This is a genomic window from Pseudoroseicyclus aestuarii (assembly GCF_003217255.1).
In the GTDB taxonomy this organism is placed as follows: domain Bacteria; phylum Pseudomonadota; class Alphaproteobacteria; order Rhodobacterales; family Rhodobacteraceae; genus Pseudoroseicyclus; species Pseudoroseicyclus aestuarii.
Genome location: NZ_QJTE01000001.1, coordinates 418,137 through 438,156, shown reverse-complemented (window position 1 = coordinate 438,156; position 20,020 = coordinate 418,137). Strand labels below are relative to the sequence as shown.

Sequence of the window (20,020 nt, the reverse complement as noted above, 5' to 3'; positions counted from 1 at the left end):
GGGGCCAGCCCCCCGCACCCCCCGGAGTATTTTTAGAAACATGAAGGGGCCAGCGCCTCAGCCCTCTTCGGCCTTGGCCTCCAGCGTCAGCCATTCGTCCTCGGCCGCGGCAAGCGCGGCCTGGCGCTGGGTCAGCGCCTCCGTCGCCTTGCGAAACTTCACCGGCTCCTTGGTGAAGAGATCGGGATCGGCCAGAAGCCCCTCGAGCTTGCCGATCTCGGCCTCGATGCGGGCGATCTCCTCGGGCAGCACCTCGAGCCGATGCTTCTCGGTGAAGCTGAGGCTGGCGCCCTTCGCGGATTTCGGCGCAGGGGAGTCGGCGGCCTTCGCGGCGGCGGGCCGTGCCGGTTCTGGCGCAGGCTCTGCCGGACCGGACAGCGGCGCGCTGCCGCGCTGCGCCACCATGTCGGCCCAGCCGCCGGCATAGACGGTGGCGCGGCCGCCGCCCTCCATCAGCACGGTCGTCGTGGCGACGCGGTCGAGGAAATCGCGGTCGTGGCTGACGAGGATCACGGTGCCGTCGTAGCCGTCGAGCACCTCCTGCAGCAGGTCCAGCGTCTCGATATCGAGATCGTTCGTCGGCTCGTCCAGCACCAGAACGTTACTTTGCCGCGCCATGATCCGCGCCAGCAGAAGCCGCGCCTTCTCGCCGCCCGAGAGCGCGCGCACCGGCGCACGGGCCTGCGCCTCGTCGAAGAGGAAATCCTTGAGGTAGCCGATCACATGCCGCGGCGCGCCGCGCACCATGACCTGGTCGGACTGGCCGGACACCCGCATCTCGGGGTCCTGTGTCAGGCTGTCCCAGAGCGTGGCATCCGGCTCCAGCGCGGCGCGCGCCTGGTCGAAGACCGCAATCTCGAGGTTGGTGCCATGGCGGATGCTGCCCTCGTCCGGCGCCTCGCGGCCCAGCAGCAGGTTGACCAGCGTCGTCTTGCCCACGCCGTTCGGGCCGACCAGCGCGACCCGGTCGCCGCGCATCACGGTCAGGTCCAGCCCGCTGACGATCTGCTTGCCGCCGAAGCTCTTGGTCAGACCTGTCGCCTCGATCACCTTGCGGCCCGAGGAGGGACCGGAGCCCAGCTCCAGCGCCGCCGTCCCCTCGCGCCGGATATGCGACGACCGCTCGGCCCGGAGGTCCTGCAGCGCCCGCACCCGGCCCTGGTTGCGCTTGCGCCGCGCGCTGATCCCCTCGACCGCCCAGCGCGCCTCGGCCTTGATCTTGCGATCCATCTTGTGGAGCGCCTGGTCTTCCTCTTCCCAGATCTTGTCGCGCCAGGCCTCGAACCCGTCAAAGCCGATGTCCTGCCGCCGCACCGCGCCCCGGTCGAGCCAGAGCGTGCCCTTGGTCAGGTTGCGCAGAAAGGCGCGGTCGTGGCTGATCAGGACGTAGGCGGTGCGGGTCTGCTTCAGCTCTTCTTCCAGCCAGGCAATGGCGCGGATGTCCATGTGGTTGGTCGGCTCGTCCAGCAGCATCAGCTCCGGCGCCTCGGCCAGAAGCCGCGCCAGCGCCGCGCGCCGCCGCTCGCCGCCCGAGGCCACGGCCGGATCGCGGGTGGGATCGAAATCGAGGCCCTCCGCCGCGATCTCGACCTTGTATTCCTCGCCCGGCTCAAGGCCGGCCGCGGCCCAGTCGCCCAGCGTCGGATAGCCGGAGAGGTCGGGATCCTGCTCCATGTAGCCGACGCGGGTCGAGGGCGAGAGGGCGCGATTGCCGGTATCGGCTTCGACCAGCCCCGCCATCACCTTCATCAGCGTCGATTTGCCGCTGCCGTTGCGGCCCACCAGCGCCAGCCGGTCGCCCGGCTGCACGGTCAGGGACAGGTCCTGCCAAAGGGGATCGCCGCCGAAGGTCAGGGCGATGTCGGAAAGCTGAAGAAGGGGTGCGCGTGCCATGCGCGGCAGCTAGAGGGCAAGTGCGCCGGGTTCAAGGGCGCATCGAACGGGCTTCCCCGCTGGGCTGGCCATGCTATCTGGACGGCCATGAGCATTCGCAGCACAGACATCCTCGTCGCGGGCGGCGGCCCGGCCGGCCTCAGCGCCGCCGCGGCCTTCGCCGCTGCCGGGTTCGACACGCTCTGCGTCGATCCCGCGCCTGTCGTCACCGATGCGGCAGCCCCCGGCGCGGACCTGCGCACCACCGCCGTGCTGCAGCCCGGACAGGCCCTTCTGGACGAGGCCGGCGTGTGGGACGCGCTCGCCCCCCTCGCCGCGCCGCTCGAGGTGATGCGCATCGTCGATGCCGGGCGGCAGCCGCCCTTGCGGCGGGATTTCGCGTCGCGCGACTTCAGCGAGGCGCCCTTTGGCTGGAACCTGCCCAACACCGCCCTGCGGCGGGCGCTGGCAGAGTGCCTCTCAACCCTGCCGCAGGCCGAATTGCGCCAGGGCACGGGCTTTGCCGGCCTCACCCAGCGCGACGAGACGGCCATGGTGCAGCTGACCGATGGCAGCACCGTCGCGGCGCGGCTGGTCATCGCCGCCGACGGGCGCGACAGCCCGGTGCGCGCGGCCTGCGGCATCGGCGCGCGCAGCCTGCGCTACGGCCAGTCGGCGCTGGTCTTCGCCGTGACGCACGAGGCCCGGCACGAGATGATCTCGACCGAGGTGCACCGCTCCGGCGGGCCCTTCACGCTGGTGCCGCTGCCCGACCTTGACGGGCGCCCCTGCTCCTCCGTCGTCTGGATGGAGCGGACGGGCGAGGCCCGCCGCCTCGCCGCGCTGCCGGACGAGGCCTTCTCGGCCGAGGCGACGGAGCGGTCGGCAGGCGTGCTGGGCCCCCTGACCCTCGCCAGCCGGCGCCAGCTCTGGCCGATCCTGACCCGTGTGGCGGACCGCATCACCGCGCCGCGCGTGGCGCTGGCGGCCGAGGCCGCGCATGTGATCCCGCCCATCGGCGCGCAGGGTCTGAACATGAGCCTGGCCGATATCGCCTGCCTGCTGCGCCTCGCGCAGGAGCGGCCCGAAGGCCTCGGCGATGCGGTGATGCTCTCCGCCTACAGCCGCGCCCGGCTGCCCGACATCCGCCTGCGGGTGGCCGGGATCGACGCGCTCAACCGGGCCTCCATCGCCGGCGCCGCCCCGCTCAGGGCGCTGCGCAGCCGCGGGCTCGGCCTTCTTCACGATGCCGCCCCGATCCGCCACGCCGCCATGCGCCTCGGCCTCGGCGCCATGGGCTGACGCGCGCCTGCCCCTTCATGTTTCCTGAAAATACTCCGGGGGGACGCGCGGCTCAGCCGTGCGCGGGGGGCTGGCCCCCCGTCCCCGCCCGGGGCAAGCATGACCGGCCGGCGCTAAAGCGGCCCCGCCCGCCGCTCCTCGCTCAGCAGCACGTTGGCCTCGACGTCGCCGACACCCGGCAGCGTCATGATCCGCCGCCGCAGCACCCGCTCGAAATCCGCGAGATCGCGCGCCACCACCCGCAGGCGGTAATCGTAAAGCCCCAGCACATGCTCGACCCGCTGCACCTCGCGGATCGCGCCGACGGCACGCTCGAACTCCTCCAGCGCGACGCGCTGGCGCGACGAGAGCTTCACCCCCAGAAAGACCGTCACGCCGAAGCCGAGCGCCGCGGCATCGAGCCGCAGCCGGCGCCCGGCGATCACCCCCGCCTCGCGCAGGCGGCGGATGCGCCGCCATGTCGCCGGCTGGCTCAGCCCCAGCTCGCGCCCGAGGGCGCTGGCGGGACGGGCAGAATCCTCGGCCAGAAGGCGCAGCAGGCGGCGGTCGGTCTCGTCGATCTCGGGGGCATCCGGGCTCACAGCGGCAGCGCCTCCTCGTCCTTGACCACGGCGAGGGTCATCAGGCTCTCGATATCGGCGATATGCGGCAGGGTCAGGATACGGCTGCGGTAGAGATCGCGGTAGGCCGCCAGATCCCGCGCCACCACGGACAGGCGCACGTCCACGCGGCCGAGGAAGGTCTGGATCTCCACCGCCTCGGGCACCTCGCGCGCAGCGGCGAGGAACTCGTCGAAGGCGCGCGGCTGGGTCTTGTCCAGCGTCACCCGCAGCGAGACGGCGACCTCGTAGCCCAGCGCCTTCCAGTCGATCACCGCGCCCTGCCCCTGCAGCACGCCGGCCTCCTGCAGCCGCGCCAGCCGCCGCCCGGCCTTCAGCGCCGGCACGCCGGCCTGCGCCGCAAGCTCTGCTGTGGAGAGCGCGGGATCGGCCTGGAACAGGCGCAGAAGACGGCGGTCGAGATCATCGAGCATGAGTGCATCAGTAAATCGTAGATTCGCGAATGACCATATCTCCAGACGCCGAATTTTACTCTCGTCGCACCTTCATATCCGCGCCAGATCGCCGCTATGATCGCCGCAACACGGTAAGAAGGACACCAGCCATGGCCATGCGCGTCTACTACGATCGCGATTGCGACGTGAACCTGATCAAGGACAAGAAGGTGGCGATCCTGGGCTACGGCTCCCAGGGCCATGCCCATGCGCTGAACCTGCGCGATTCGGGCGCCAAGAACCTCGTCGTCGCCCTGCGCGAGGGCTCGCCCTCCGCCGCCAAGGCCGAGGCCGAGGGCCTGCAGGTCATGGGCATCGCCGAGGCCGCCGCCTGGTGCGACCTGATGATGTTCACCATGCCCGACGAGCTTCAGGCCGAAACCTACAAGAAATACGTCCACGACAACCTGCGCGAAGGCGCGGCGATCGCCTTCGCCCATGGCCTGAACGTGCACTTCGGCCTGATCGAGCCGAAGGCGGGCGTCGACGTCATCATGATGGCGCCCAAGGGCCCCGGCCACACGGTGCGCGGCGAATATGCCAAGGGCGGCGGCGTGCCCTGCCTCGTCGCGGTGGACCGCGATGCCAGCGGCTCGGCGCTGGAGCTGGGCCTCAGCTATTGCTCGGCCATCGGCGGCGGCCGCTCGGGCATCATCGAGACGACCTTCCGGCAGGAATGCGAGACCGACCTCTTCGGCGAGCAGGCCGTGCTCTGCGGCGGCCTGGTGGAGCTGATCCGCATGGGCTTCGAGACGCTGGTCGAGGCCGGCTACGAACCCGAGATGGCCTATTTCGAGTGCCTGCACGAGGTGAAGCTGATCGTGGACCTGATCTACGAGGGCGGCATCGCGAACATGAACTACTCGATCTCGAACACCGCCGAATACGGCGAATACGTCTCGGGCCCGCGCATCCTGCCCTACGACGAGACGAAGAAGCGCATGAAGGACGTGCTGACCGACATCCAGAACGGCAAGTTCGTGCGCGATTTCATGCAGGAGAACGCCGTCGGCCAGCCCAGCTTCAAGGCGACGCGCCGGATCAACGACGAGCACCAGATCGAGCAGGTCGGCGCCAAGCTGCGCGAGATGATGCCCTGGATCTCGAAGGGCAAGATGGTCGACAAGGCCCGCAACTGACGCCTGAGCGCGTGACGTGAAGCCCGCCCTGTCGACAGGGCGGGCTTTTTCGCTACCGTAGCGTGTAAAGCGATGCGGAGTGCGCGATGCCCGACGATGTGATCCTCGATGCCCTGCGGCCCGAACCCACCGGCGGGCTGATCGTCACCTTCAAGCCGGGCGTGGACACTGGCCGGCAGGAGCGCTGCCTGACGGATGCCGCCGGCAGCGGCCTAGCCCGCTACAGCGCCTCCGAGGCCGATCTGCCGGCGATGCGCGCCCGGTCCCGCGCCGTGCGGCTGGCCGAGACCGGCATCGCCATCCTGCCCGGCCTGCCGGAGGCCGCGCAGGAAACAGCCGCCCTGCGCGACCGCCTGCTGAACGACGAGGCCGTGGCCGAGATCCGGCCCGAGTTCTGGATGTTCGCGCAGGACACCGCCCCCGCCTTCGCCGATACCGCGGAGTTGACCTGGGGCCTCGCCGCGACGGGCGCCGCGCTGTCACAGGCCACGGGCGCGGGCGTCCGGCTCTGCGTTCTCGATACAGGCATCGACGCGGGCCACCCCGATTGGCAGGGCCGCCAGATCACTGCCCGCAGCTTCGTTGAGGGTGAGGGCGTTCAGGACAGGCAGGGCCACGGCACCCATTGCGCCGGCACCGCCGCCGGGCGCCCCGCGCGCGAGGGTGTGCCCCGCTACGGCGTGGCGCCCGAGGCCGAGCTGTTCGTCGGCAAGGTGCTGAACGACAGCGGCGCGGGACAGGAGGGCGATATCCTCGCCGGGATGCTCTGGGGGATCGAGGAGGGCTGCGCCGTCATCTCCATGTCGCTGGGCCGCAGCACCCGCCCCGGCGAAAGCTACTCCCTCGCCTACGAACGGCTCGGCGCCCTCGCGCTCGAGGCGGGCAGCCTGATTGTCGCGGCGGCGGGCAATGAAAGCTCGCGCAGTTTCGGGCTGATCGCACCGGTGGGCGCGCCGGCGGATTCGCCCTCGATCATGGCGGTGGCGGCGCTGGACCAGGCGCTGGCGGTGGCGGAGTTCTCCTGCGGTGGCATCACCGCTGGCGGCGGTGAGGTCGACATCGCCGCGCCCGGCGTCGGCGTCTTCTCCTGCGTGCCGCGGCCCGAGCTTTACAAGAAGCTGCGCGGCACCAGCATGGCCTGCCCGCATGTCGCGGGCCTCGCCGCGCTCTGGGCTGCCAGCGATCCGGCCCTCAGGGGCCGCGCCCTGTGGCACATGCTCACCTCGAGCGCACTGCCCCTGCCGCTGCCGGCGCGCGACGTCGGCGCCGGCCTCGCGCAGGCGCCGCGCCCGCCCCTGTCCTAAGGGCGACTGGCCGCCCGGCCGGGGCAGTCCTACATGTATGCCGGACCCCGGGGGAGCCTCATGGCCGAAATCAGCATGACCATCGTCCTGACGCAGACCGCGCTGTCGCGCCCCGAAGAGGCGCGCGCCCGGATCGAGGCGGTGGGCGTGCGCATCAGCCGCTACCTGCCCGAGGTCGGCATCCTGACGGGCAGCGGCGAAGAGCGGCTGCTCGAGACCCTGCGGCACCTCGGAGAGGTCGCGCAGGCCCGGCCTGAACACCGCGTCAGCCTGCCGCCACTGTCCGGGCGCAGGCCGCAATAGGCTCCGGGGCCCGGACCGCAGGGCCGCCGCCTCAGGCCGCCGCCTCGACCGCGGCAACGATCTCGTCCACGACGTCGCGCATCAGAGTCTCGTCGGTCGATTCCGCCATGACGCGGATCAGCGGCTCGGTGCCAGAGGCGCGGATCAGCACCCGGCCCTGCCCGCTCAGCCGCGCCTCGCCGTCGCGGATCGCCCGGCCCACGCTGTCGCTTTGCAGCGGCGCGCGGCCCGGCGTGTAGCGCACGTTCTTCAAGAGCTGCGGCACCCGGTCGAACTGGCGCACCAGCGCGCTGGCCGGCTGGCCCGTTTCGATCATCGCGTTCAGCATCTGCAGGCCGGCCAGAAGCCCGTCGCCGGTGGTGGCGTAATCGGTCATCACGATATGGCCCGACTGCTCTCCGCCAAGGTTCCAGCCGCCGCGGCGCATCGCCTCGACGACGTAGCGGTCGCCCACCCGCGTCCGCTCAAGGCGCAGCCCGCGCCCGGTCAGGAACTGCTCGAGCCCGAGGTTCGACATCACCGTCGCCACCAGCGTGCCGCCCGCAAGCCGCCCGGCCTCGGCCCAACGCGCGGCCATCAGCGCCATGAGCTGGTCGCCGTCGGCGATCTGGCCGGTCTCGTCGATGATCATCACCCGGTCGGCATCGCCATCGAGGCAGATGCCCAGATCCGCGCCGGTCTCGCGCACCTTGGCCGCCGCCGCCTGCGGCGCGGTGGAGCCGACGCCGTCGTTGATGTTCACGCCGTTCGGGCTGGTGCCGACGGTCACGACATCGGCGCCCAGCTCCCAGAGCACCTCGGGGGCGACCCGGTGCGCGGCGCCGTTGGCGCAATCGATCACCACCTTCAGCCCGTCCAGCCGCCGGCCATGCGGAAAGGTGCCCTTCAGCCGCTCGGCATAGCGGAAGCGGCCGTCGTCGACCCGCTTCGCGCGCCCGATGTTGCCCGCCTGCGCCGGCTCCACCCCGGCCTCGAGCAGGGCCTCGATCTCGGTCTCGGCCTCGTCCGACAGCTTGAAGCCGTCGGGGCCGAAGAACTTGATGCCGTTGTCCTCATGCGGGTTGTGGCTGGCCGAGATCATGATGCCGACATCCGCCCGCATCGAGACCGTCAGCAGCCCCACGGCAGGCGTCGGCACCGGCCCCAGCAGCAGCGTGTTCATGCCGGTCGAGGTCAGGCCCGCCGTCAGGGCGGTCTCGAACATGTAGCCCGAGAGGCGCGTGTCCTTGCCGATCACCACGCGGTGCCCGTTGCTGCCGTCGTTACGGAAATACCGCCCCGCGGCGGCCCCGAGGCGCAGCGCCATCTCGGCCGTCATCGGCCACTGGTTCGCGGTGCCGCGCACCCCGTCGGTGCCGAAAAGCGTCCTGCTCATTGCCTTGTCCCTTCGTCCCGGGCCTGCTCGCCCATGATTGCCTGCTGCAGGCTGAGCGCCTGTCTGGTTTCTGCCACGTCGTGCACGCGCAGGATCTGCGCCCCCTGCTGCGCCGCCCAAAGCGCGACGGCGACAGAGCCGGGCATCCGGTCCTTCGCCGCCTCGGCGCCGCCAAGGGTGCCGATGAAGCGCTTGCGCGAGGCGCCGACGAGCAGCGCCTGGCCGAGGCCATGATAAAGGGCAAGGCCCCGCAGCACAGACACGTTATGTTGCAGCGTCTTACCAAAGCCGATGCCGGGGTCGATCACGATATTCGCCCGGTCGATGCCCTGGGCGGTGGCCGCCTCGATCCGCGCCTCCAGCCAGTCCGCGACCTCGGCGGTGACATCCGCGTAATCCGCCTGCGCCTGCATGGTTTCGGGTGTGCCGCGGTGATGCATCAGGCAGACCGGCACCCCGGCCTCGGCCACCACGCCCGCGAGGTCGGGATCGAAGCCGAGGGCGGCGACATCGTTGATCATGTCCGCCCCCTCGGCCAGCGTGGCGCGGGCGACGGCGGCCTTGCGGGTGTCGATGCTGATCGGGGTCGCGATGCCACCCGCGCGCAGGGCGGCGACCACGGGAACCACGCGCCGCGCCTCTTCCGCGGCGGGCACCTCGGCGGCGCCGGGCCGCGTGCTCTCGCCGCCGATATCGAGGATATCCGCCCCCGCCGCCACCATGGCCCGCGCCCGCGCCACGGCCTCCTCGGGCGCGAGGTGATCGCCCCCGTCCGAAAAGCTGTCGGGCGTGACGTTGAGAATGCCCATGAGGCGCGGGCGATCGAGGCTCAGCCTGCAAAGCGCGGGACGCTCCTCCGTCAGCCGCGCCAGAACGCCCGGCTCCAGCGCCCCGGCGGGCAGCCGCGCGCCGCCCTGCCAGATCTCGCTGAACCGCAGGCTGCGGCTGCCGGCCAGCGGCAGGCCCGGACCCTCGGGCCCGGCAATCGGACGCGGCCTCACGGCGCGCCCGCCGCATCCAGCGGCAGGCTGCGCACCGGCAGCCGTGTCTCGGGCGGCGCGCAACCCAGCGCGAGGATCTCCTGCAGCCCCATCGCCTCGGCGAGCCAGGCGGCCAGCCGCGGGGCCTCCACCCGCTGCGGCGCCTCGGGCTGCGACAGCACCAGTCGCGACGGGGCCCAGACCACCGGCCCGCCCTGACGCAGCCCATGCTCCAGCTCGGTGCGGGTGGCGGCCACCGCCATCCCGCCCAGGCGCGCGGCCAGCAGCCATGCCGCCTGGTCCAGCGCCAGAAGATCGATCCGCCGCTGCGCCTCGGGATCCTGGGCGCGCGGTGCGCGGCGCGCCTCGGCCAGCAGCACCGCGGCGCCCGCCTGCGGCAGATCCGCCGCCTCGGCCGCGGCCTGCGACAGCAACACCAGCCTGCCGCCCGGCTCCTCTGCCGCGCGGGCCGGCGCAGAGGCACCGCCACTGCGCGTGATCGCCACCCCCAGCGCGCCAGAGGCACGGTCCAGCTTCTCGACCCGCACGAAAACCCGCGCCGCCTGCGGGGCGGAAAGGATGCGCGCCGCGATATCCTCGGCCAGCACCTCCAGCAGCGCCCGCCGCTCCGCCGCCAGCGCTGCGGCGATGGCGCCCGTCAGCACGTCGTAGCTGAGGATGCCGTCGACATCGTCGCCGGCCCCCTGGCTCGCCGCCAGCGCCACCTCGACCTCGAAGCGCAGCCGCTGCAGCCGCCCCCGCTCCTCCTCGAAGGCGCCGATATCGGCCTCGACGATGTGATCGCGCAGCGTCAGCCGGTCGGGATGATCTGTCATGGCAGCTCCTTGGCGTCGCGCCCCGATAGCCGCGCGGCGGCCCGAAATCCAGCAGCGCCGCGCCCCCCTCTCTTCTCTTTGCAAATATCCCGCGGGGGTCCGGGGGCGCGAAGCCCCCGGTCCTGCCGCCAAGGCTAGTCCCGCCCCTCGAGCGCCAGCTGCGCCGCCGAGAGCCGCGCCAGGGGCACGCGGAAGGGCGAGCAGGAGACATAGTCAAAGCGCTGCCCGCGGCAGAAATCGATCGCCTTGCGGCTGCCGCCATGCTCGCCGCAAAGCGCCAGCGTGATGCCCTCGCGCCCGGCCCGGCCCCTCTCGGAGCCGATGCGCAAGAGCTCGCCCACGCCTTCCAGGTCCAGCGTCAGGAAGGGGTCCTCCTCGTAGACGCCCAGCTGGACATAGGCCGACATGAAGCGGCCCGCGTCGTCGCGGCTGAGGCCGTAGGTCATCTGCGTCAGGTCATTGGTCCCGAAGGAGAGGAAGCTGGCGTGCTGGGCGATCTCCTCGGCGCGCAGGGCGGCGCGGGGCGTCTCGACCATGACGCCCAGACGGTAGTCGAAGGTGCTGCCAGTGGCGGCCCGCACCTGCGCCGCGACGGCGTCGATCCGGCCCTTGACCAGCTCCACCTCCTTCATCGCCGAGACCAGCGGGATCATCACCTCCGGCACCACCGGCGCCCCGCTGCCCGAGGCTTCGACCGTCGCCTCGAAGATCGCGCGGGCCTGCATCTCGTAGATCTCGGGAACCGTCAGCCCCAGCCGCACCCCGCGCATCCCCAGCATCGGGTTGTATTCGGTCAGCGCCTCGATCCGCGCCTCGACATCCGCGAGCGGCAGGGCGAGACCCTCTGCCAGCTCGCGCATCCCCGCCCGCCCCGAGGGCAGGAACTCGTGCAGCGGCGGATCGAAGAGGCGGATGCAGACGGGCTGGCCTTCCATGATCTCGAAAAGCGCCGTGAAATCCGCGCGCTGCAGCGGCAGCAGACGGTCCAGCACGGCGCGCCGGTCCGCCGGCTCCTCGGCGAAGATCATCTCGCGCATCAGGCCGATGCGCGCCTCCTCGAAGAACATGTGCTCGGTCCGGCACAGCCCGATCCCCTCGGCGGCGAAGGTGCGGGCGATGCGGGCATCGGCGGGGGTATCGGCATTGGCGCGCACGCCGATGTCGCGAAAATCGTCGGCCCAGTCGAGCAGCGTGCGAAAGGCGCCGTCCAGCGCCGGCTCCAGCAGCGCCGGCTGGCCGGCCAGAACCTCACCGGCGGTGCCGTCGAGGGTGATAACCTCGCCCTCGGCGAAGCGGCGGCCGCCGGGGGCGATGACGCAGCGCGCCTTGCGGTCGACCACCAGCTCGCTGGCGCCCACCACGCAGGGCAGCCCCAGCCCGCGGCCGATCACCGCGGCATGGCTGGTGATCCCGCCGCGCACCGTAAGCACCGCCTGGGCGGCATGCATGCCGCGGATATCCTCGGGCGTCGTCTCGCGCCGCACGAGGATGCAGGGCTCCCCGCGCGCCGCCGCGGCCTGCGCCTCGGAGGCAGAGAGCACGATCCGCCCGCTCGCCGCGCCGGGCGAGGCGGCGATGCCGCGAACGATGCTCTGGCGGGCGGCGGCGGGATCGACCTGCCGGTGCAGAAGCTCGCCCAGCGCCTGCGGGGCGATGCGCATGACCGCGTCGCGGCGCGCGATCACCCCGTCCTCGGCCAGCGCCACGGCGATGTTGACCGCCGCCCGCGCGCTGCGCTGAACGCGCACCGCGTCCAGCACGCGCAGCCGGCCCGCCTGCACCGTGAACTCGATCTGCATCTCCTCGCGCAGGCGCTCGCGGCACAGGGCGCCATGCTCCAGCAGCGCGGCGAAGGCCTCGGGGCAAAGCCCCTCGAAGCCGCCCTCGCCCGTCATCTCGATGGCGCCGGCGCCGGACAGGGCGGCGCGGCCCTGGCTCTGGCTGCGGTAGCGGCCCGTCACGCGCGGCGCGCCGGTCGCGCCGTCGACGAACTGGATCAGCCCCGATCCGCTTTCCTCCGGCCCCAGCCCCAGCGCCATCTCCTGCACCACGAGGCCGAGGCCGGCATCTGCCGGCGCCCCCTTCGCCTCGCGCAGCAGGCGCGCGCTCGTCCCCTCCCAGGCCCGCGCCATGGAGCGCAGGACCCCGGAGAGCTGCACCGCGATATCCTGCGGAAAGGGCTCCTCCGCCTCTTCCTCGTAGGCGCGCAGCCGCTCGGCCAGAGCCTCAGCCGTCGGCTCGGCCGGCATGTCGAAGACATCGGGGTCCAGCCGCGCGACATGCACCGCATAGGCCCGCACGAAGCGCAGGTAGAGCTGCGTCGCCGCCGCCTCGCCCAGCCGCCCGGAGAGGGCGGCGTGGCGGGCATCGTTCATGCCGATGTTGAGGATCGCGCCGGGACCGCCCCAGTCAGCCTCCTGGCTCGAGGGGCGCACCGAGAGCAGCGGGTCGGGACCGAAGGCCTCGAGCATCTGCGCCATATCGGGCATCCGCCCGCGCGCGATCCCCGAGACGGCGCCGAAGGACAGCGCCACGGTCGGCGGCACCGGCAGGCCCAGACGCACCAGCCGCTGCAGGCATTTTGCCCGCCCGCCATGCTGCGCCGCCGTCATCGCGGCGGTCTCGGTGACGCGCGTCAAGGGCTGGACCGTGATCTGCTGCATTGTCTCGTCCCCCCGGCGCGAAGCCTAGCGCCGCCGCGCCCCGCGTAACAAGCCTCAGCCCTCCAGTCGCGTCAGATCCGCAACCGAGAGGCAGAGCGTGCGGATGCGCGAGAGCAGGTTCAGACGGTTGCGCCGCAGGATCTGGTTCTCGGAATTCACCTGCACCGCCTCGAAGAAGCCGTCGATGGGCCCGCGCAGGCCGGCCATGGCGGCCATGGCACCGGCGAAATCCTCGCGCCCCATGGCCTCGTCGATCTTCGGCTGGGCGGCATCGAGCGCGTCGAAGAGCACCGTCTCCGCCGGGTCCTCGATGAACTTGCGGTCGGCGCCGAAGGCGTACTCCACGCCGTCCTGCGTCTCGGCCTGGGTCAGGATGTTGTTGGCGCGGCGGAAGCCCTGCAGCAGGTTCTCGCCGTCATCGGTCTTCAGCACCCCCGCCAGCGCCTGCGCGCGGGCCACCAGAAGCCACAGGTCGTCCGATCCGGGCATCGCGGCGGCGGCATCGATCACGTCGTGCCGCAGCCCCTCGCCCTTCAGGTGCACCTTGAGGCGGTCGTGGAAGAAGCCCAGCAGATCGGCGGCGGCATCGGGCTGCGCCTGAGTGCCCTGCTGCGCCTCGACCACGGCGTCATGCGCGGCCGCGACCTCGCCCTCTTCCGTCGCCCTCAGGCCGGTGTAGGCCAGATGCGGCAGCAGCGGCAGCCGCAGCCCGTTGGCCAGCACGAGGCGGATCACCCCCAGCGCGGCGCGGCGCAGGGCGAAGGGATCCTTCGAGCCCGTCGGCTTTTCATCGATCGCCCAGAAGCCGGCCAGGGTATCGAGCTTGTCGGCCAGCGCCACGGCGATGGAGACCGGGGCCTCGGGCACGGCGTCCGAGGGGCCGAGCGGGCGATAATGCTCTTCGGCGGCCTGCGCCACGGCGGCGGGCAGGCCGGCCTCGGCGGCGTAGTAGCGGCCCATCAGGCCCTGAAGCTCGGGGAATTCGCCGACCATCTCGCTGCGCAGATCGACCTTGGCGATCCGCGCGGCCTGCTCGGCCTCATCCGCCTCGGCGCCGACCTGCGGCGCGATGCTGCGCGCCAGCGCGGCGATGCGCCCGACGCGGTCGGCCTGGCTGCCAAGCTGGCTCTGGAAGGTCACGGCCTCCAGCCCCTCGCCCAGCGCCTCCATGCCGCCGGCCTTCACCTTGCGCAGGTCGTTGTCCCAGAAGAAGCGCGCATCGGCGAGCCGCGCGGCCAGAACGCGCCCGTTCCCGGCAAGGATCGTCGCGCCGTCATCCGGCGTGTCGATATTGGCGACGGTAACGAAGCGGCTGATCCGGCCCTGCCGGTCCTTCACCGAGAAGAACTTCTGATGCTCCTTCATCGAGGTCTGCAGGACCTCGGGCGGCAGGTGCAGGAACTCTTCCCCGATCTCGCCCATCAGCACCACGGGCCATTCGACGAGGCCCGAGACCTCGTCCAGCAGGCCCCTGTCCTCGACCAGCTCCAACCCTTGCGCGAAGGCGCGGGTCTGCGCGTCGTGCTGGATCGTCTCGGCCCGCTCCTCGGGGCGCAGGATCACATGGGCGCGCTTCAGCTTCGCCTCGTAATCCTCGAAGGAGGAGACGGAGAATGCCTCGTTGCCCATGAAGCGGTGGCCGATGGTGCCGGCGCCGGCGGCCAGCCCGCCGATCTCCATCGGGACGATCCGCGGCCCGGCCTCGTCCGTCAGGATGCAGAGGATGCCGTGCAGGGGCCGCACCCAGCGCAGATCGCCGGTGCCCCAGCGCATCGACTTGGGCCATGGGAAATCGCGGATCGCCCGCTCCAGCACTTCGGCCACGATGGCGTCGGCGGGGCGGCCCTTATGCGCAATCACGGCGAAGTAGACCTCGCCCTTGCCGGCATCGCGCTTTTCAAGGGCCGAGACCTCGACCCCGGCGCCGCGGGCGAAGCCCTCGACCGCCTTGTCGGGGGCGCCGACGCGCGGGCCCTTGCGCTCTTCGCGGGTGTCGGGGCTGGAGGCGGTCAGCCCCTCGACCGACAGCGCGAGGCGGCGCGGGGTCGAGAAAGCGGCGGCGCCGGCATAGGTCAGCCCGGCCTCCACGAGACCATTGGTCACGAGGGACTTGAGGTCCTCGGCGGCGCGGCGCTGCATCCGGGCGGGGATTTCCTCGGACAGCAGTTCGATCAGCAGGTCGGGCATGTCGGCTCCGTGGTCATCTGGGCCGGATCAGCCGGCGTATTCGGGGGGCGGCGGCGGGCAGCCCGCGGGGGCGGGATCGCCGTCGAAGACGGTGCGGCCGCAGGCATTGAGCTGCGTCCAGCCATAGGCGCGGCCATCGGGGAAGACGGCGAGAACGCGGTCGATCCCGTAGGGCGCATTGCCGCGCCAGAGATAGGCCTGCGCCTGCCCCGCCTCCAGCGCATCGCCGATCATCTCGGCATCATAGCAGTCGAACCAGCCGGGGGCGGTCAGCGGCGCGGCCTCCTCGGCTGTCAGCGCGGCACCCGCCAGGGCATCGGGGTCGGCGACCTCCATGCAGGCGCGGAACCGGATCGGCGAGGAGGGGCTGTCGATCGCCTCGATCCCGCTCACCTCGACCGGCACGCCCACCTCGCCCTCGACCGGCAGCAGGGCGACGGGGCCGATCTGCTCGGCCTCCAGCCGCTCGTAGAAGGCGTAGACCTGCGTGTAGTAGATCCCCGCCCCCACCGCGAGCGCGGCGAGCAGCATCGCGATGATCGCGATGCGGGCGGTCATGACGCGGCCGCCGCCTCCGGCGCACCGCCGCCCGCCTCGGTCAGCAGGAAGGCATCGGCGCAGGCCTTGGCCAGCGCGCGGACGCGGCCGATATAGGCCTGCCGCTCGGTGACGGAAATCACGCCGCGCGCGTCGAGCAGGTTGAAGAGGTGGCTGGCCTTGATGCACTGGTCATAGGCGGGCTGCGCCATGACGATCTGCCGACCCGTCCGGGGGTCGGTCGCGGGCTGCTCGAGGATGCGGGCACACTCGGCCTCGGCATCCTCGAAATGGCGCAGGAGCGTGGGGGTATCGGCCACGTCGAAGTTCCAGCGGGCATATTCCCGCTCCGCCTGGCGGAAGACATCGCCGTAGGTCAACGGCATCGGCGTCTGCGGGTCGTTGAAGGGCATCTCCATCACGTGGTCCATGCCGAGGACGTACATCGCCAGCCGCTCGAGGCCGTAGGTCAGCTCGCCCGAGACGGGGCGGCAGTCATGCCCGCCGACCTGCTGGAAATAGGTGAACTGCGACACTTCCATGCCGTCGCACCAGACCTCCCAGCCCAGGCCCCAGGCGCCCAGGGTCGGGCTTTCCCAGTCGTCCTCGACGAAGCGGATGTCGTGCAGCGCCATGTCGATGCCGATCGCCTCGAGGCTGCCGAGGTAGAGGGCCTGCAGGTCCGGCGGGCTCGGTTTGATCAGCACCTGGAACTGGTAATAGTGCTGCAGCCGGTTCGGGCTGTCGCCGTAGCGCCCGTCGGTGGGGCGGCGCGAGGGCTGGACATAGGCCGCGGCCCAGGGGTTCGGGCCAAGGCTGCGCAGCGTGGTCGCGGGGTGAAAGGTGCCGGCGCCGACTTCCATGTCGTAGGGCTGCAGCACCGCGCAGCCCTGGCGGGCCCAGTAGGCCTGAAGCGCCAGGATGATGTCCTGGAACGAACGGGGTTTGCCTGTCATCTCTTTCGTCCCTCTTGGGTCCGCGCCTGCCTAGCCCCCGGCGCCGGACGGGTCAATCGCGCCACGGTTCACGGCCGAGGCCGGCCCTCACGCGATATTTAGGCTTCGGGCGCGCGATGGCTCTGCTAGGGCCATGACCTCAAGGACCAAGCCGACCGGGAGAGCGCGATGACACGAGTGAAGGCCAGACTGCTGGCAGCCCTTCTTTCGGGACTGGCGGCGGGTGCCGCCCTGCCGGCGCTGGCGCAGGAGGCCTGGGTGCAGATCGAGGCACGCCCGACGCTGAGCGACGCCACCCAGCGGGCGCGGCTTTACGCCGGGCAGCTGCGCGACGTGAGCGGCTTTGCCCTTGGCGGCGGCTGGTACGGCATCGTCCTCGGCCCCTATGGCGAGACCGAGGCCCAGAGCCTGCGCGCCCGCCTTCTGGCCAGCGGCGCGATCCCTTCGGACGCCTTCATCGTCGACGGCAGCCGCTTCGGCACGCGCTTCTGGCCCCTCGGCGCGCAGGCCGCGCGTCCCGCCCCCGCGCCCTCTGCAGATGCCGCACCGGCACCGCAACCGGAACCACAGCCGCAGCCGCAGCCGCAGCCCGAGCCGGAGCGCCCCGACGAGACGCCCGCCGAGGCCCGCGCCTCGGAGGCGGCCCTCGGCCGGGCCCAGCGCGAGCAGCTTCAGGTCGCGCTGCAATGGGCCGGGGTCTACGACGCCGCCATCGACGGCGCCTTCGGGCGCGGGACGCGGGCCGCGATGGGCCAGTGGCAGGCGCAACAGGGCCTGCCCACGACCGGCATCCTGACCACCCGCCAGCGCGCGCAGCTGCTGGAGGCCTATAACGCGGTGCTGGAGGGGCTGGGCATGACCCGCGTGGCGCGGCGCGACGCGGGCATCGCCCTGCCGTTGCCCACCGCGATCCTCGATGGCGGCACCGCCTCCGCGCCCTTCGTGCGCTACGAGCCCACCGGCGAGGAGCCGGTGCAGGTGCTGCTGATCAGCCAAGAGGGCAATGCCGAGACGCTGGCCGGGCTTTACGAGATCATGCAGACGCTGGAAATCCTGCCCGAAGAGGGCCCGCGCCGGCGCGAGGCGGGCCGCTTCAGCATCGAAGGCACCGGCGGCGGCCGGCACACCGTCGTCGAGGCCAGCCTCGAGGCGGGGCAGATCAAGGGCTTTGCCCTCGTCTGGCCCGAGGGCGACGAGGCGCGGCGCACCCGAGTCCTCGGCCAGATGCGCGCGGGCTTCGAGCGGCTGCCGGGCGTTCTCGACCCCGCCGTCATGCCCGAGGACGAGGCGCAGGCGACTGACCTCGTCTCGGGTCTGCAGATCCGCCAGCCGCTGCGCGAGGCCAGCGGTATCTTCGCCGACGCCGCGGGCACGGTGCTGACGGCGGAGGCGGTCGTCGCGGGCTGCGGCGATATCGCGATCGAGGGCACCCGCGGCGCAAGTGTCCTGCACAGCGATGCCGGGACGGGCCTTGCGGTGCTGCGCCCGGCGGCGCCCCTCGCGCCCATGGCCACGGCCCGGTTCCGCAGCGCGCCGCCGCGCCTCGGCGACGAGATCGCCGTGGCGGGCTATCCCTATGGCGGCGCCCTGCCCGCCGCCGCCGTGACTTTCGGCACCCTTGCCGACAGCCGCGGGCTGGAGGGCGAAGCGACGCTGAGCCGGCTGGAGATCGCGGCGCGGCCCGGCGACGTGGGCGGCCCCGTCCTCGACCGCGAGGGGGCTGTGATCGGCCTGCTGCTGCCTTCGCAGCGCGCGGGCGACACGGCGCTGCCCGATGGCATCGGCCTCGCGCGCGATGCGGGTCCCCTGATCGCCGCGCTCGAGGCGGCGGGGGTGAGCCCGGCGCGGGCCGAAGCGGCGGAGCAGAGCCCGGAGCGTCTAGCCCGGGCCGCCGCCGGGATGACGGCGCTGGTCAGCTGCTGGGAGTAGCGTCTGCGCCGGGCCGGGCCCGGGGGCGTCATGGGGGCGCTGCCCCCCTCCCGGCTGCGCCGGGCCTCCCCCGGGATATTTGAAAAGAGAAGACGGGGCGCGCGTCAGCCCTGCCAGAAGCGGCGGGTGACGACGACCAGCACCACGAGCATCTCGAGCCGGCCGATCATCATCGACAGGGTCAGGATCCACTTGGCCGGATCGTTGAGCCCGGCGAAGTTGCCCGCCGGGCCGATATGCTCGCCCAGCCCCGGCCCGACATTGGCGAGGGCGGTGGCAGCACCGGTGACGGCGGTCACCGCGTCGAGGCCGGTCAGGGTCAGCAGCACCGAGACGATGCCGATCCCGACGATGAAGACAACGAAGAAGGCCATGACCGAGCTGAGCGCGTCGCGGGTGATCGGCCGCCCCTCGTAGCGCGGGGTGAAGACGCCGTGGGGGGCGTGGATCTTGCGGATCTGCGCGCCGATGCAGGCGAAGAGGATCTGGTAGCGGAAGATCTTGACCGAGCAGGCGGTCGAGCCGGCGCAGCCGCCGATCAGCCCGATGAAGAAGAACATCGCGACCGGGAAAGGCCCCCACTGCATGTAATCGGCGCTGGCATAGCCCGTCCCCGACATGATCGAGACGACGTTGAACAGCGACTCGCGGAAGGCGACCTCGGTGAAGCCGTGCGAGTAGGAGGCGAGGCTGGCGCCGATCAGCAGCGCGCAGACGAGGATCGTCAGAAGAAAGGCGCGCACCTGGCTGTCGCGCCAGAGCGGTTCGGCCTGCCCGCGGGCGAGCTGGATGTAGCGCACGAAGGGCAGCGCCGCGAGGATCATGAAGAGGGTGCCGACGTAGTGCGCGGCGCCGCCGTAGGCCCCGAAGGAGGCGTCGGTATTGGCAAAACCGCCGGTCGAGAGGGTCGTCATCGCATGGACCGTGGCGCTGAAGGTATCCATGCCCGACAGGATGTAGCAGATCGCGCAGAGCACGGTCAGCCCGACGTAGAAGACGGCAATGCCGCTGGCGATCTCGGCCGCGCGGGGCAGGATCTTGCCCATGGTCTCGAAGGCCTCGGAGCGGAAGACCTGCATGCCGGCGACCTTGAGCTCGGGGAGGAAGACCATGGCCATGACGATGATGCCGATGCCGCCGAGCCATTGCAGGATGCCGCGCCAGAGCTGGATGCCGGCGGGCAGGTCCTGCAGCCCGGTGAAGACGGTGGAGCCGGTGGTGGTGATGCCAGACATCGCCTCGAACAGCGCGTCGGTCAGATCGGCCTCGGGCGCGCCCAGCATGAAGGGGATGGAGCCGAAGAGCGGCAGCACGATCCAGACCAGCGTCGTCAGCAAAAAGGTCTGGCGCAGCGTCAGCCCGCCGCCGCCCATGCCGCCCTGGCAGGCGAGCGAGAGCAGCACCCCCACGGCGAGGCAGAGTGTCGCGCTTTCGAGGAAGACCGGCCAGTGCCCGTTGCCCACGGCGATATCGGCCACCAGCGGCCCGGCCATGGTCAGCCCCAGCACGCACAGCAATAGGCCGATAACGTATCCGACGGGCCGCATGTCGATCATGAGGCAGCGTTGGACGCAGCCGCGGCG

16 protein-coding genes are annotated in these 20,020 nt (G+C 71.7%); 5 read left to right on the top strand and 11 right to left on the bottom strand.

From position 1 onward, the window contains the following. Positions 1-57 precede the first annotated feature (57 nt). Positions 58-1,893, bottom strand: a complete 1,836-nt coding sequence (locus DFP88_RS02080) for an ABC-F family ATP-binding cassette domain-containing protein (RefSeq protein ID WP_110812775.1) — start codon at positions 1,891-1,893, stop codon at positions 58-60. A gap of 87 nt (positions 1,894-1,980) precedes the next feature. On the opposite strand from DFP88_RS02080, the gene DFP88_RS02075 reads away from it, so the two are divergent. Further along, the gene (locus tag DFP88_RS02075; protein WP_110812774.1) at positions 1,981-3,174 is read left to right on the top strand and encodes an FAD-dependent monooxygenase; all 1,194 of its coding nucleotides are present in this window, start codon (positions 1,981-1,983) and stop codon (positions 3,172-3,174) included. A 113-nt stretch (positions 3,175-3,287) separates the two neighbouring features. Here DFP88_RS02075 and DFP88_RS02070 read toward each other — a convergent pair whose 3' ends face one another. Both DFP88_RS02070 and DFP88_RS02065 read right to left on the bottom strand, forming a co-directional pair. Further along, the gene (locus tag DFP88_RS02070) at positions 3,288-3,755 is read right to left on the bottom strand and encodes an Lrp/AsnC family transcriptional regulator (RefSeq protein WP_110812773.1); all 468 of its coding nucleotides are present in this window, start codon (positions 3,753-3,755) and stop codon (positions 3,288-3,290) included. After that, positions 3,752-4,207 carry an Lrp/AsnC family transcriptional regulator gene (locus DFP88_RS02065; RefSeq protein WP_110812772.1) on the bottom strand — a complete coding sequence of 152 codons (456 nt, stop codon included), beginning with the start codon at positions 4,205-4,207 and terminating at the stop codon, positions 3,752-3,754. The genes DFP88_RS02070 and DFP88_RS02065 overlap by 4 nt, the downstream gene beginning before the upstream one ends. Positions 4,208-4,344: 137 nt before the next feature. On the opposite strand from DFP88_RS02065, the gene ilvC reads away from it, so the two are divergent. The 3 genes from ilvC to DFP88_RS02050 all read left to right on the top strand — a co-directional run bounded on the left by ilvC (position 4,345) and on the right by DFP88_RS02050 (position 6,974). After that, entirely contained in the window at positions 4,345-5,367 is a 1,023-nt protein-coding gene (gene ilvC, locus DFP88_RS02060) for a ketol-acid reductoisomerase (RefSeq protein ID WP_110813285.1), read from the top strand. Positions 5,368-5,453: 86 nt separating this feature from the next. Next, positions 5,454-6,671: a S8 family serine peptidase gene (locus tag DFP88_RS02055; RefSeq protein WP_110812771.1), complete on the top strand. Its 1,218-nt coding sequence runs from the start codon at positions 5,454-5,456 to the stop codon at positions 6,669-6,671. Between the two features lie 60 nt (positions 6,672-6,731). Further along, complete coding sequence (locus tag DFP88_RS02050) at positions 6,732-6,974, top strand: hypothetical protein (RefSeq protein WP_110812770.1); 243 nt, start codon at positions 6,732-6,734, stop codon at positions 6,972-6,974. A gap of 31 nt (positions 6,975-7,005) precedes the next feature. Here DFP88_RS02050 and glmM read toward each other — a convergent pair whose 3' ends face one another. The 7 genes from glmM to DFP88_RS02015 all read right to left on the bottom strand — a co-directional run bounded on the left by glmM (position 7,006) and on the right by DFP88_RS02015 (position 16,508). Next, a complete protein-coding gene (gene glmM, locus DFP88_RS02045; RefSeq protein WP_110812769.1) occupies positions 7,006-8,349 on the bottom strand; it encodes a phosphoglucosamine mutase in 1,344 nt (447 codons plus the stop codon). Then, positions 8,346-9,350, bottom strand: a complete 1,005-nt coding sequence (gene folP, locus DFP88_RS02040) for a dihydropteroate synthase (protein WP_110813284.1) — start codon at positions 9,348-9,350, stop codon at positions 8,346-8,348. Before folP ends, glmM begins: the two co-directional genes overlap by 4 nt. Then, positions 9,347-10,165 (bottom strand): dihydroneopterin aldolase, encoded by an 819-nt coding sequence (locus DFP88_RS17440; protein ID WP_110812768.1) that lies wholly within the window; start codon positions 10,163-10,165, stop codon positions 9,347-9,349. The genes folP and DFP88_RS17440 overlap by 4 nt, the downstream gene beginning before the upstream one ends. A 134-nt stretch (positions 10,166-10,299) precedes the next feature. Next, a complete protein-coding gene (locus DFP88_RS02030; protein WP_110812767.1) occupies positions 10,300-12,828 on the bottom strand; it encodes a putative PEP-binding protein in 2,529 nt (842 codons plus the stop codon). Positions 12,829-12,882: 54 nt separating this feature from the next. Continuing rightward, positions 12,883-15,015, bottom strand: coding sequence for a glycine--tRNA ligase subunit beta (glyS, locus tag DFP88_RS02025; RefSeq protein ID WP_110812766.1), 2,133 nt, complete (start codon positions 15,013-15,015; stop codon positions 12,883-12,885). Between the two features lie 27 nt (positions 15,016-15,042). Next, positions 15,043-15,573, bottom strand: a complete 531-nt coding sequence (locus DFP88_RS02020) for a DUF6446 family protein (protein WP_110812765.1) — start codon at positions 15,571-15,573, stop codon at positions 15,043-15,045. Continuing rightward, complete coding sequence (locus tag DFP88_RS02015) at positions 15,570-16,508, bottom strand: glycine--tRNA ligase subunit alpha (RefSeq protein WP_110812764.1); 939 nt, start codon at positions 16,506-16,508, stop codon at positions 15,570-15,572. Before DFP88_RS02015 ends, DFP88_RS02020 begins: the two co-directional genes overlap by 4 nt. A 168-nt stretch (positions 16,509-16,676) precedes the next feature. Here DFP88_RS02015 and DFP88_RS02010 point away from each other — a divergent pair, with 168 nt between their 5' ends. Next, positions 16,677-18,437: a serine protease gene (locus DFP88_RS02010; RefSeq protein WP_110812763.1), complete on the top strand. Its 1,761-nt coding sequence runs from the start codon at positions 16,677-16,679 to the stop codon at positions 18,435-18,437. A gap of 104 nt (positions 18,438-18,541) precedes the next feature. Here DFP88_RS02010 and DFP88_RS02005 read toward each other — a convergent pair whose 3' ends face one another. Continuing rightward, positions 18,542-19,993 (bottom strand): TrkH family potassium uptake protein, encoded by a 1,452-nt coding sequence (locus tag DFP88_RS02005; RefSeq protein WP_110812762.1) that lies wholly within the window; start codon positions 19,991-19,993, stop codon positions 18,542-18,544. Positions 19,994-20,020: the final 27 nt, after the last annotated feature.